The 13,032-nt window shown below is 74.3% G+C and carries 10 protein-coding genes; 3 read left to right on the top strand and 7 right to left on the bottom strand.

All coding sequences use genetic code 11. The features are described 5' to 3' along the window. Window positions 1-32: 32 nt before the first annotated feature. Entirely contained in the window at window positions 33-275 is a 243-nt protein-coding gene (locus ABZ562_RS02975; protein ID WP_361473131.1) for a hypothetical protein, read from the bottom strand. Window positions 276-566: 291 nt separating this feature from the next. On the opposite strand from ABZ562_RS02975, the gene ABZ562_RS02970 reads away from it, so the two are divergent. Next, entirely contained in the window at window positions 567-1,583 is a 1,017-nt protein-coding gene (locus ABZ562_RS02970; protein ID WP_361473128.1) for a cation diffusion facilitator family transporter, read from the top strand. Between the two features lie 89 nt (window positions 1,584-1,672). Here ABZ562_RS02970 and gntA read toward each other — a convergent pair whose 3' ends face one another. The 3 genes from gntA to ABZ562_RS02955 all read right to left on the bottom strand — a co-directional run bounded on the left by gntA (window position 1,673) and on the right by ABZ562_RS02955 (window position 7,565). After that, window positions 1,673-2,425 carry a guanitoxin biosynthesis heme-dependent pre-guanitoxin N-hydroxylase GntA gene (gene gntA, locus ABZ562_RS02965; protein WP_361473126.1) on the bottom strand — a complete coding sequence of 251 codons (753 nt, stop codon included), beginning with the start codon at window positions 2,423-2,425 and terminating at the stop codon, window positions 1,673-1,675. Window positions 2,426-2,645: 220 nt separating this feature from the next. Next, entirely contained in the window at window positions 2,646-2,774 is a 129-nt protein-coding gene (locus ABZ562_RS02960; protein ID WP_361473124.1) for a hypothetical protein, read from the bottom strand. A 174-nt stretch (window positions 2,775-2,948) separates the two neighbouring features. Continuing rightward, window positions 2,949-7,565 (bottom strand): HAD-IC family P-type ATPase, encoded by a 4,617-nt coding sequence (locus ABZ562_RS02955; protein WP_361473121.1) that lies wholly within the window; start codon window positions 7,563-7,565, stop codon window positions 2,949-2,951. A gap of 97 nt (window positions 7,566-7,662) precedes the next feature. Between ABZ562_RS02955 and ABZ562_RS02950 the strand changes: the two genes are divergently transcribed. Then, window positions 7,663-7,983: a hypothetical protein gene (locus ABZ562_RS02950; protein ID WP_361473118.1), complete on the top strand. Its 321-nt coding sequence runs from the start codon at window positions 7,663-7,665 to the stop codon at window positions 7,981-7,983. 32 nt (window positions 7,984-8,015) lie between these two features. On the opposite strand, the gene ABZ562_RS02945 is transcribed toward ABZ562_RS02950, so the two are convergent. The 3 genes from ABZ562_RS02945 to ABZ562_RS02935 form a co-directional block, all read right to left on the bottom strand. Next, window positions 8,016-9,461 (bottom strand): lipase maturation factor family protein, encoded by a 1,446-nt coding sequence (locus ABZ562_RS02945; protein WP_361473115.1) that lies wholly within the window; start codon window positions 9,459-9,461, stop codon window positions 8,016-8,018. A gap of 113 nt (window positions 9,462-9,574) precedes the next feature. After that, on the bottom strand, window positions 9,575-10,627 hold the full coding sequence (locus tag ABZ562_RS02940) for a LacI family DNA-binding transcriptional regulator (protein ID WP_361473112.1): 1,053 nt from the start codon (window positions 10,625-10,627) through the stop codon (window positions 9,575-9,577). Between the two features lie 67 nt (window positions 10,628-10,694). Continuing rightward, window positions 10,695-11,948 (bottom strand): hypothetical protein, encoded by a 1,254-nt coding sequence (locus ABZ562_RS02935; protein ID WP_361473109.1) that lies wholly within the window; start codon window positions 11,946-11,948, stop codon window positions 10,695-10,697. Window positions 11,949-12,111: 163 nt separating this feature from the next. On the opposite strand from ABZ562_RS02935, the gene ABZ562_RS02930 reads away from it, so the two are divergent. Beyond that, the gene (locus tag ABZ562_RS02930; protein WP_361473107.1) at window positions 12,112-12,978 is read left to right on the top strand and encodes a DNA-formamidopyrimidine glycosylase family protein; all 867 of its coding nucleotides are present in this window, start codon (window positions 12,112-12,114) and stop codon (window positions 12,976-12,978) included. Window positions 12,979-13,032: the final 54 nt, after the last annotated feature.

The raw sequence follows: 13,032 nt of genomic DNA, 5'->3' as shown, positions 1-13,032 counted from the left end.
GGTCCCTCGAAGGAAGCGGGACGGGCGGCGGCTCAGCCGGAGGACGGCCGGGCCGCCGCCCGGATCCGGTCCGGCCAGGGCGGGCAGTTGACCAGTTCGGTCCACTCGCGGTCGTACGCCCCGGGCACCGCCCGCCCCGCGGACGACCAGCGCTCCACCAGCGCCGCGTAGATCGGTACGCAGCTCGACTGGTGCAGCGTCTGGTGAACCGTTCCGCCGCCTTCGGTGCTCCGGTCCGGCACTCTGCTCGGCTGCGAGAGAGAACGGCGTCGCATCGTCGTCGTCATGTTCGGCCAACGCGCCGCACCCCGCGGGGTCACCTCCTGCGCGCCGACCTCACCCGCACCGGCGTGGCCTCGTACACATCAGCGGACCCGTGATCGCCTGCCCGGGTGACGTCCGCTCCGCGATCCGGTGCGCCGCGTATTTTCCCGGCGCGACAATGAAAAGCGTTGCCGAATCCATAAAGCAATGCCACCTGATAACCGTGTCCATTGCAGCCTTTGGAGAATTCTCCGAAGTGCTGTTCAATTGCCGCTGTCCATGAGCGATCCGAGGAGGAGCGGGTGGGAGCCCATACGCACGGACACGGCGAGGGGCATGGCGGGCACACGCACGGTGTGGCGGAGAACGCCGACCGCCGGTGGCTGTCCATCGCTCTCGCGCTGATCACCGGATTCATGCTGGTGGAGGTCGTGATCGGAGTGATCGCGCGGTCGGTGGCGCTGCTTTCCGACGCGGCGCACATGCTCACCGACGCCGCCTCGATCGTCCTCGCGCTCATCGCGATCCGGCTTTCGGCACGGCCCGCCCGGGGTGGCTATACGTATGGGCTCAAGCGGTCGGAAATCCTTTCCGCGCAGGCCAATGGGCTTTCCCTGCTGCTGCTCGGCGCCTACCTCGGCTATGAGTCGGTGGAGCGGCTGATCGACCCGCCCGAGGTGACCGGCGGGCTGGTGCTGGCCGTGGCGCTCGCCGGGATCGTGGTGAACATCGCGGCGGCGTGGTGCATGTCGAAGGCGAACCGCGCCTCGCTGAACATCGAAGGCGCCTTCCAGCATGTGCTGAACGACCTCTACGCCTTCATCGCCACCGCGATCGCCGGGCTGGTGGTGGTGACCACCGGCTTCGCCCGGGCCGACGCGATCGCCGGACTCGTCGTGGTCGCTCTCATGATCAAGGCGGGGGTGGAACTGCTGCGGGCCTCCGGGCGCGTCCTGCTGGAGGCGGCTCCCGCCGGGGTCGAGCCCGACGAGATCGGAAGCCTGCTGGCCTCCCACGCCGAGGTGGCCGAGGTGCACGACCTGCACGTCTGGCAGATCACCTCGGGCGAGGTCTCGCTGTCCGCCCATGTCCTGGTCGCGGCGGCGGGCGACTGCCACGCGGTGCGGGAGGCGCTGGAGGAGGTGCTGCGCGAGGAGTACGGCATCACCCACACCACGCTCCAGGTGGACCACCTCGACACCGTGACGCCCCGGCCCGGGGCGGACGGGGAGGAGCACCGCCGCGCGGACGAACCGCTCGTCGAGCACTGCCTGACCGCCCACGGCCCGGTCCACCGGGCGGAGGCGCACGACCACTGAGCACGACCGCCGGCGGGGCCGCCGCGTGACTGGGCCCGGGGGCGGTTTCCGCCCCCGGGCCCAGCGGCGTCACCGCCGTGCGCGGAACCTCAGCCGATGGTGCCCGTGACGGCCGCCGCCGAGACGGTCAGCTCCCGCTCCGCCACGCGCTCCAGCTCGGCCTGCCGGGCGGCCTCCCGGGCGGCGAAGGGGCACTGCCAATCGGCCGGCTTGGGACGGCCCGAGTAGCGGCGGGCCTCGGACAGCTCCTCGTACTCGTACAGGTTGGGATTGATGTCCCCCTGCAGCTGGATGTCCTGCTTGCGGATCTTCTCCGCGAGCCGGTCCCACATCCCGGCGCCCTTGATCCGGTCGAACTGCTCATGGGAGTTGAAGGCCAGCATCGGGAAGGGCGGCCTGCGGCCGAACCGGCGGTGGGTCTCATGCAGGCCGATCACGAAGAAGGGATGGCCGGCCACGCTGAACGCGAACTCCGGGGACTGCGGATCGGACGAATAACCATCCGCCCAATGATGGAAATCCGCGTCCTGCTCATGGAGCAGTTGCAGCTGCTGCCAGAGAAGCTCTTCGAATCGCAGCTCATCGACCCCGCGAGGTTGCTCGAAGGTCGCGATGAAACTGGTGAACGTCCGGGCGCTCCAGTCCGCCGAACTCACGAACTCCGCCAGATCGAGCGCCAGCAGCCGGGCGGAATCCTCGCCCCCCAGCAGGTCATAGTGGCGGTGAGTGATGCCTCCCCGGCGCCAGGCGGAACGCCCCGCCAGGCACGCGAACCGTTCCCCGAGGATGAACTCCTCGACGTCACCACGCGCATCCACCGTCATGGCCAGCCTTTCTTCCACCTACGTGCCTCCTCGCAGGGGTCATCTCCTTCACACATCCGAAAGCGCCCACCCCTCACCGGCGGTACCCGGAAGGACCGAGTCCGCTGGAGGACGGGGAAGGTCACTTGGTGATTGTGACGGCCCGAGGCCGATCAACGAAATTCGTGGCGAGCTTCGTACCGAAGAAATCGCCCACGGCGGGATGTTCGTCGCGAACGGTCGCCGGATAACGGTCGTATCAGGCGGCGGCCGGACCGGTCGACGGCTTGAACACGACGGTCAGAAGCGACTTCGCGAGGTGCGCGAGCAGCGCTTCCAGGGTCATGTGGGCCAGCTTGGCCAGGACGGTCGTCAGGATGTTGGCCACGGGGTCTACCTCACTGGACGGAACAAATCGTGATGGAGGCGGGTGCCGGAAGTGAGGCATCCGCTTCCATTTCCGGAGCCTGGCCCGAGTGGGCGAGCGGGGCACGCACGCAGGGTAAAAATCGGGTGAACTCGGGTGAACGACGACAGACACCCGATACGGGGCCGGCACCCCCTACACCGCGCAGGGAACCCGCCGGGGGAACAGCAGCCGCGGCGCGGCGGCGGCGCCCAGGGTCGCACCGGCGGAGCACACGCCCACCATCGTCCAGGCCACCGGCCCCAGCGGCGTACAGCCGAAGAAGTGGCTGACGACCGGCGTCTCGACCACGGCGAACAGGACGGCCGCCGACGCCACGCCGGTGACCAGCACCAGCGGGCTGTGCCAGTCGGTGATGAACGTCTGGCCCAGCTGGGTGCCGACCAGCGCGGCGAGCCCCATGGTGCTCGCCCGCCGGCCCCGGCCCGTCATCCGCCCGCACGTCCACGCCGCCGCGGCGCCCAGCGCGGTGGCGGTGCCGCGCACGGCCAGGATCCGGCCCAGGTCGGAGCCGAGCAGGGCGGGTGAGGGGCCGCCGGCCAGCGGATCCTCCCCGTCCGTGCCCTCCCGGGCCCGGGCCAGGGCCACCGCGAGCGCGGGCAGCATGTCGGTGAGCAGGTTGACCAGCAGCAGCTGACGGGTGCCGAGCGGCGCCCGGCCCGCCGCCGCCGCGCCCAGCACGGTGAAGGCGACCTCGCCCGCGTTGCCGCCGACCAGGATCGCCACCGCGTCCCGCACGCTGCGCCACAGCGCTCGGCCCTCCCGCAGCGCGTCGAGGATCCGGGTCGGGTCAGGATCGGTGAGGACCAGGTCCGCCGCGGCCCGGGCCGAGGTCGAACCGTGGGCCGAGAGCCCGATGCCCACGTCCGCGAGGCGGATCGCGGCCGCGTCGTTGACCCCGTCCCCGGTCATGGCCACCACCCGCCCGGCCTGCCGCAGCGCCTGGACGATACGGACCTTGTGCTCGGGGGAGACCCGGGCGAAGACGGTGGTCCGGGAGATCCGCTCGACCCGCTCCTTCTCCGGCAGCGTGTCCAGCTCCGCGCCGGTGAGCACCGGGCCGGAGTCGGGGATGCCCAGCTCACGGGCGATGGCGGCGGCCGTGGTCGGATGATCGCCGGTGATCATCGCGATGCTCACCCCGGCGTCGGTCAGCCGCTTGACGGTCTCCGCGGCGCCCGCCCGGGTGGTGTCGGCGATGGCGATGAAGCCGAGCAGGGTCAGCCCCCGGGCCAGCTCGGCCAGGGTCGCCCCCGGCGTGTCGGGCGTGTCGGCCGTATCGGGCAGGGCCTCGGCCACCGCCAGGACCCGCAGCCCGTCGGAGGCCAGCGAGTACAGCAGGCGCTCGGTGGAACGCAGCCGCTCGGGGGTCAGCGGTACGGCGCCGTCCGCCGCCACCGGCGCCAGGGCGGAGGTGCACCGGGCGAGCACGATCTCGGGCGCCCCCTTGACGGCGAGTCGCGGCCGCCCGGAGTCGGTGCCCAGACACGCCGAGAAGCCGCGGCTGGCCTCGAACGGCAGCTCGGACACCGGCCGCCAGGCGTCGTCCCCGTCGCAGTGCGCGGCCGCCGCGTCGACCACGGCCTGGTCGGTGGCGTGGGCGAGCGCCCGGCCGCCGTCGGGGCCGGGGCAGGCCCGGGCCGCGGTGCGCAGCAGCCGGCGGCCCGGGGCGCCGTCGATCGGCAGGTCGTGGTCGTACGCCGCCACCCGGGACACGGACAGCCGCCCCTCGGTCAGCGTGCCGGTCTTGTCGAAGCACACCGTGTCCACCCGGCCCAGCGCCTCCAGCACCCGGGGCGAGCGGGTCAGCACCCCGCGGTGCGACAGGCGGCGCGCCGCGGCGGACTGCGCCACGGTGGCCACCAGCGGCAGCCCCTCGGGCACGGCGGCCACCGCGACGGCCACCCCGGTGGCCAGCGCCTCGCGCACCGGCGTGCCGTGCAGCAGCCCCAGCAGGGTGACGGCGGCGCCGCCGAGCCCGGTGGCGGGCAGCGCGACCCTGGTCAGCGCGGCGAGCCGGCCCTCGATGCCGAGCGGAGTCACGGCGTCCCCGGCCAGTGCGGCGGCGCGCCCCGCCTCGGTCTGCGGCCCGGCGGCCACGACCACCGCGTAGCCGGTCCCGGCCAGCACGGTGCAGCCCTGGTAGAGCATGCAGGAACGGTCCGCCAGATCGGCGCCGGGCGTGGCGGCGGGATCCTTGGGGACCGGCCCCGACTCGCCGGTCAGGCCCGCCTCGTCCAGCTCCAGCCGGTCGCTCACCAGCAGCCGGGCGTCGGCCGGTACGACGTCCGAGGGCCGCAGCGCGATGATGTCGCCGACCGTCAGGTCCTCGGCGGGCACGCGCCGCGCCGGGGCCGCCGCCAGCCCGGCGAAGAACGCCTCGCGGTCCACCGCCATCCCGTCCGCCGGGGACATCGCGGGCGCCCAGTCGACCAGCCGGGCGTGCCGCTGCTCGCTCAGCAGCAGGCCCCGCAGCGAGCGGTCGGCCCGCAGCCGCTGCGCGCCGCTGATCACCGCGTTGCCCGCCATGACGCCGACGACCAGGAGGGAGTCCACCCCGGACCCCACGGCCGCGGACGCCGCGGCGCCCAGGGCCAGCACCGGGGTGAGCGGATCGCGCAGTTCCTCGCGGACCGCCCCGGCCAGCGCCGCGGCGTCCCGGGCCAGCGCGCCGACGGGGGAGGCGGCGGCGACCGCGGCCCCGGCCCGTACGACCAGCCCCGCGGCCGCGCGCACCGGGCGCGTCCCGGCCGCCCACACCGGGCGTGTCGCGGCTTCGGCCTCCTCGCCCCGCGACACGCCGGAGGCCGGCGGCTCCGCCCGGTGCTCCTGGAAGGCGCGGGTCACGCTCAGCGTCTCCCGCGCCCCCAGCATGTGCCAGTTGCCGCGCACCCGCTCCGCCGGAAGCGGGCGGCGGTGTACCCGGCGCGCCGCGCGCATCCCCCCGAGCACGGCCAGGAAGGCCGCGCTGTACACCGGGGAGGTGGCGAACCCGACCGCCGTGGGACGGGTGCCCGCGGCGGCGATGAGCGCGCCGAGCGCGGAGCCGCCCATCGACAGCCGGGCCGACCGGTGGCTGACCCCGCGCGCGTCCTCCAGGGCCCGCAGCACGCGCCACGCCTGGGCGAGCCCGGGGCCGCAGAGCAGATCCGCCGACCAGCACACCCGCGCCTCGCCGCGCCGTACGACGCCGATGCCGAGGTCGGCCGCGCCCAGCGCCTCGTCCTCCTCGGCGCTGATCAGCAGCACCCCGTGGCCGTCGCTCTGCAATTGGCGCACCCGGTCGGTCAGCGCCGTGCCGTGGGCGAGCAATTCGTCAGCCCACGGGGCGATCTCCGCCGCGCCGGCGTGTTCGGTGAGCAGCAGACGCCCCGCACCGGCGCGGGCGGCGGCCACCACGGCGTCGGCCAGCGGGTCGAGTTCGCAGCCGATGCGGACCCGCGCCTGCCGCCGGCCGTGCGGGTCGCACAGGTCCACGGTCATCGCCGACGGGCTCGACGGATGGGCCGCGAGGACGTCGTCGGGCCGCACCAGCCGCCAGGAGCCGCGCGACCAGGGCCCCTCGCCGGAGAGTTCCGGCAGCGCGCGGCGGTCCAGGACGGACTGCGCGGCGCTCCACGCCCCGGCCTCGTCCAGGTCGCCGACGGTGACCACCGACAGCAGCCGCGGGCGCCGGGTGCACAGCACCCCCGAGTCGATCAGGACCGCCGAGATGCGGTCCAGCAGCCGCAGCGCGGCGCCGTCCATGGGCACCACGCCCTCGCGGGCCAGGGCGTCGCCCAGCCGGGCGGCGAAGGCCTCCCGGCCCATGGCGGCGGCCCGCGGCACGGTGGCCAGGATCGCCTCCGCGGCCCGCGCCGGATCCCGACTCCAGGCCAGCAGCCCGCCCGCCCCCATCAGGGACGCCAGCGAGGTGCGGTCGACGCAGGTCTCGACCGGCCCGGCGGGCAGCGGCGCCGGGCGGGCGGCGGGGGGATGCGAGCGCGGCGGCAGCCCGTCGGAGCCGGGCACCAGATCCGGTTCGCGGCGCCGCCATACGGCCTGCCGTCCGCGGATCTCGGCGAGCTGCAGGACGCGTTGCACCGCGTCCAGGGCCAGCGGGGCCTCACCCCTGGTCAGCGCGTGCACCGCCGCGCCCGACACGCCGAGCAGCAGGGTGGTGTGGGCGTGGCCGAGCCGGGCCTCCAGCAGTCCGCGCAGCCGCGGCTGGATCTCGGCCAGCACCACCGGGAGCCGCAGCGCGGGGGTGAGCGCGGGCAGCAGCGTCACGCGCCGGACCGTCGCCGCCAGCAGGCCCACGCAGTCGGCGACGAGGGCGGTGGCGGCCAGCGTGGCGGGGGCGGTGTCGTACGGCGGGAACGGGCGCTCGCCGGGGAAGGCGTCCGTGTCGCTCCCGTGTGCCTTCTCGATGTGCTCGATCAGCTGGAGCACCTCGTCGGCGTCGAGGTGGTCCTCGTCGTAGTCGACCAGCACCTGGCCCACCGCCGCGTTCACCTCGGCCCAGTTGACGCCGTGCAGACGGCGCAGCGCGGCCGTCAGCCGCCCGGCCAGCCGGTCGTGTGCCTCCCCGTGTCCGGTGAGCCCGCGCACCTCCACATGCGCCCGGCCCGGCCGCGCCCACACCCGGCGGCGGGCGCGCCGCTCACCGGTGTCCCGCAGGACGTCGGCGGCGTCCGCGAGGCGCGGCCGCAGGGCGCTCACGCCGCGAACCGGCAGGGCGATGAGATCGGACAGCATCGCGAATGGCAGCACCGGCCGCGCTCCCTCGGTCGCCGAAGAACCCAAATGGCAGTATGTTTACCTAATTCCCCGGAAAAGTAACAAAAGGGGCGGTCAGAGGGAGGAAGGCGTGAGCGCAGCCACGACATCCAAGACGACCGAGACCCGGAAGACGGGCCGGAACCCCGCGAGGAACGGCGACCGCACCATCACCTTCACCGTCCCGCGCGCCGCGATGGCCACGGCGAACGCCGCCGCGATGCCGATCAGGGCCGCGCGCCGGGTGCTGCCCGCCAAGGGCGGGCTCCCGCTGTACGCCGGCCTCGGCGCGATGGGCATCGCGGGCGTGCTGGACTGGCCGATCGCGGTGGGCGTCGGCCTCGGCTACGCCGTCCTGCGCAACCCGCCGCCGGGTTCCGATACGCCGAACGCGAAGGGCGCGGCCGCGTAACGCCGTTGCCCCGCCGTCGGACCCATCCCCCGTCACCGGCCGGGCGGGCGTGCCTCCTCCAGCCGGACCGGCGGCAGGAACTCGCCGATCAGGGTGCGGTGCCACCACCCGCCGCCGGCGCGCCGCTCCCGCCGGGTGGTGAAGCGGTAGAGGTACAGCCGGGCCCGGATGTGGGTGGGCGGCGCGTCCGGGAAGGGGGAGGCGCGCAGCAGCTTCAGCGTGGCCCGGTCGTTCACCAGCAGCTTGCCGACGAGCGGGGTGAACCAGGACCCCGCGTACGCCGAGGAGATCCCGGCGAACCACATCATCCAGTCCAGCCGCAGGTGGTACGGCGCGAACTGACGCGGCATCCTGCGCACATCGCCCGGCTTGCCCCGGAACTCGTACTCCTTCCACACGGTGTCCGGGGTGAGCACGGGTTCGTCGGTGCCCTCGATCACCACCTCCTGCCGGCTGCGGTTGACGCTGCCGAAGGCGCCGTAGGTGTTGACCAGATGGAGCGGGTTGAAGGAGTAGTTCATCAGCTGGCGGCCCGAGAGGAGATTGCGGGCGGGCCAGTAGCTGAGCACCGCGACGAAGACGAAGGCCGCCGCCACCAGCACCTCGTACCAGACCGGGGGAGCGGGGAGCGGGGGCGGCGCCGGCAGCGGCAGCACCCCTGCGGCCGCCCGCCCGTCGACCGCGGCGAGGGCCAGCAGGATGGTCACCCAGTTCAGCCAGGAGAAGTTGCCGGAGACCACCAGCCACAGCTGGGTGACCACGATGATGCCCGCGGCCACGCTCGCGGCGGGCTGCGGGGTGAACAGCGCCAGCGGGACGACCAGCTGGGCCACGTGGTTCGCCGCCGTCTCGACCCGGTGCAGGCGCTTCGGCAGATGGTGGAAGTACCAGCTCAGCGGGTTCGGCATCGGCTGGGTCTCGTGGTGGTAGTACAGGCACGTCAGATCGCGCCAGCAGCGGTCCCCGCGCAGCTTGATGAGCCCGGCGCCGAACTCCAGCCGGAACAGCAGCCAGCGCAGCAGCCACAGCATCAGCACCGGCGGCGCGGTCCGCTCGTTCCCCAGGAACACGGCCAGGAACCCGGCCTCCAGCAGCAGCGACTCCCAGCCGAAGCCGTACCACACCTGCCCCACGTTGACGATGGACAGATACAGCAGCCACAGCACCAGCCACGCCGCCATCGCGGCCCACAGCGGCACAGCGTCGGCGGCGCCCGCCAGCACGGCGGCGGCCAGCGCCGCGCCGAGCCAGGCCAGGGCGGTGAAGAAGCGGTCGGAATAGTACAGATGGAACAGGCTGGGCGAGCGGCGGAACGGCACCCGCGCGAGGAACCGGGGCGCCGGGGTGAGTCCGCGTTCGCCGATCAGGGCCCGGGCCTGGGTGACCGCCGTCAGGAAGGCGATCAGGTAGACGGCGGCCAGTCCCCGCTGGAAGACCAGCCGGCTCAGCCAGTAGCCGGACGACGTGAACCACTCCATGAGGGCTGCTCCCTGGGCCTGTTGCCGCCGAGGCCTGCGGCTATCCGTACCACCTCCGGCGAGTGCCCGCAGCGCGGCAGGGCATGCGGGCCTGGTGGGGCGCCTGAACCGGTTCAGGCCCGACGCGCCGGTGGCGGCGCCGTGCTGGCACGGGGGGTGAGCGCCGGGGTGGGGGCCTGATGGGCGCGGGGCTCGGCCCGGTCCAGGACGTCGAACAGCCGGCGCGCCACCTCCGCCCCGAAGCCGGACACATCGTGGCTCATGGCCGACAGCGTCGGATGCGTCAGGCGGCACAGCTGGGAGTCGTCCCACGCCAGCAGCGACACATCGGCCGGGACCGTGAGACCCATCTCGGCCGCTACCGAGAGACCGGCCACCGCCATGATGTCGTTGTCGTAGATGATGGCCGTCGGCCGGTCGCCCGAGGCCAGCAGGGCGCGGGTGGCCCGCGCCCCCTCCTCGCCGGAGAAGTCGGTGGTCACCGTGCGCCCCGCCCCGAGCCCCAGCTCGCCCAAGGTGGCATCGAAGGCCGCCGTGCGCACGGTGCTGTGGCCGAGCGCGGGCGCGCCGCCGACCCGGGCGATCCGCCGGTGGCCCAGGGCCGCCAGATAGCGCACCGCCTCGCCCACCGCGGTGGCGTCGTCGGTCCACACCGAGGTGAGCCCGCCGGCCAGGGACGGGTGCCCGGCGGCGACGGCGGGCAGCCCGAGCCGCCGCAGCGCGGGAACGCGCGGGTCGCCGTCGCGCAGGTCGACCAGGATCGAGCCGCCCACCTGCCGCCCGCGCCACCACGCCTCCTGGACCTCGATCTCCTCCGCCACGTCCCGCACCAGCCGCAGCAGCAGCGAGCAGGACCGCTCGACCAGCACGCTCTCGATGCCCGACACGAACTCCATGAACCAGGGTTCGAGCCCCAGCGTCCGGGCCGGGCGGGCGATGGCCAGCCCGACCGTGTCCACCCGGGAGCCGGCCAGCGAGCGGGCGGAGAGATGGGGGGCCCAGCCCAGTTCGCGGGCGGCCGCGAAGATACGGTCCCGGGTGGCCGGGGAGACTCCTGGCCGGTCGTTGAAGGCGAGGGACACCGCGCCCTTGGAAACCCCGGCGCGGGCGGCCACGTCCCGTATGGTGACGCGCCGCCCCCGGCCCGCCCCGGCCTCGCCGTCCATAACCGCCCCCCGTGTCCGGCCCGCGTGAAGGCCACACGATATCGCGGTGGTGAACCGGTCCAGCACGCTAACGAGCATCGGCGTCCGCGTCGACGAGACGCAGCCGCCGCAGCGTCCCGCGCAGCGCGGCCAGGCCGGGCAACCCCGGCGGCACCGGCAGCCGGTGCCACGGCACACAGCGGTCGACCAGGCCGAAGGCCAGGCGCGCCCCGGCCCGCACCGGCACCCCCAGGACCGTGTCGCGCGGCGGCGGCGCGGCGCCGGCGCACAGCCCGAGCCGGTGCGCGGCGGCCGTCTCGTACGCCGTCTTACGGGCCCGGTTGAGGTTGCCCAGCGGCCGGAACTCCTCCGTGGTGTGCCACGGGTTGAACGCGAGCTGCTCGACCCGGCGGGCCGCCGCCCGGGCCTCGGCGGTGTCGAGATCCTGGCGGGGTACGGTCAGCAGCGCCACCGGGACGACCGGGGCGTCGCTCTCCCGCCACTCCACCGAGCCGTCCTCGACCGGGGTGCGGCGCTCGTCCGCGTAGCGCTGCACACACAGCTCGAAGCACACATCACCGGTGGCCAGCCGCATCGTCAGCTCATGGCGCAGGTAGTCCGGGTCGGAGCTGTCGGGAAGCGGCGCGGGGGTGCCGCCGGGGGCCGGGCGCAGCTGGTAGCGCACGGGCCCGGCCGCGCCCCACAGGATCGCGCCCCGGCTCCAGAAGGTCTCGCGGGCCAGTGAGCCGACCGTGTGGCGGGTCGCGGTGTGCACATTGCGGCGCATCCGGTCGGCGGCCCCCCACCCCACGGCCAGCGGCAGCCTGACGAACAGCCCGAACGCCCGCTCGACGGTGGTGTCCGCGCCCGCCGTCGCCTTGGCGAAGGCCACGAACTCGCGGGCGTCGGCGGCGTGGGACACCGGGAAGCTGGTGGCCAGCAGATCGTGGCTCTCCCCGGGGCGGGCCTGGACCCGCACCGCCATCCCGCGCAGATCGGGAGTGGCGTCATGGCGCTCGGTGCCGCTCTCGTTGGACAGCCGCACCACGGCCGGGTACGCGGCGCCCGGCCGGGCGTATCCCACGCACAGCTCGGGCGGCAGGCTGTCGTGGAAGCGCAGCCGCGCGTTCTCCACGCCGAGCGCCGCCTTCGCGTGGAACGTGCGCAGCAGCTGGGCGGCGCCCGACGCACGCTGGTGCGCCCGCTGGACGCCCATCAGCTCGCGCGCCAGCTTCTCGAAGAGCAGCCGCTCGGCCTCGGGGCTGCCCCCTTCGTACGCCTCATGAGCCTCGTACGGCTCGTACTGCGGTACGGACCGCTCACGCTGTCCGGTGTCGGGCATGGGGACTCTCCGTGCGGGACGAATGAGGCATCAGGGATCCAAGGGGTCCAGGGGACAAGAGAGACAGTAGGGGAGGAGACCGCACCCCGCAGCCCGGAGTGGTACGAGGGTGGGTCGCGGGCGGCCGGGCGCGACCCGGCCGGTGCTGCGGCACACTGGTGGCATGCCGGAGCTGCCCGAGGTGGAGGCCCTCGCCGGGATCCTGGCCGACCGCGCGGTGGGCCGGGAGATCGCCCGCGTCCTGCCCGTCGCGGTGAGCGTGCTGAAGACGTACGACCCGCCGCTGACCGCCCTCGAAGGCCGCACCATCACGGCGGCCGGCCGCCACGGCAAGTTCCTCGATGTGGCCACCGACGGCCCCCACCTGGTCATCCATCTCGCCCGCGCGGGCTGGCTGCGCTGGAAGGACGGGCTGCCCGAGACCCCGCCGCGCCCCGGCCGGGGCCCGCTGGCGCTGCGGCTGCTGCTCTCCGGGCCGGAGCGCTCCGGTTTCGACCTCACCGAGGCGGGCTCCCGCAAGGGGCTGGCCGTGTACTGCGTGCGCGACCCCGCCGAGGTGCCGGGCATCGCCCGCCTCGGCCCCGACCCGCTCGAAGACTCCTTCACCCAGGAGGTGTTCGCCGGGCTGCTGCGCGGCGTACGCCACCGGATCAAGGGCGTGCTCCGCGACCAGAGCGTCATCGCCGGGATCGGGAACGCCTACTCCGACGAGATCCTGCACGCCGCCCGGATGTCGCCCTACCGGCTCGCCTCGGACCTCTCCGAGGAGGAGATCACCGCCCTGTACGAGGTGCTGGGCGCCACCCTGCGGGACGCCGTCGAACGCTCCCGGGGGCTCGCTGCCGGGGACCTCAAGGCGGAGAAGCGCAGCGGGATGCGGGTGCACGGCCGCGCCGGAGAGCCCTGCCCGGTGTGCGGCGACACCGTCCGCGAGGTGTCCTTCAAGGACTCCTCGCTCCAGTACTGCCCCACCTGCCAGACCGGCGGCAGACCGCTCGCCGACCGCCGGATGTCCCGGCTGCTCAAGTAGCCGCCTCCGCCCACCGCCGTACCGGCCTCGGCGAACCCGCCCCGGGACAGGCGC

This window comes from Streptomyces sp. NPDC019937, from assembly GCF_040631655.1.
Lineage (GTDB): Bacteria > Actinomycetota > Actinomycetes > Streptomycetales > Streptomycetaceae > Streptomyces.
This window is presented reverse-complemented; position numbering and strand designations above follow the sequence as displayed.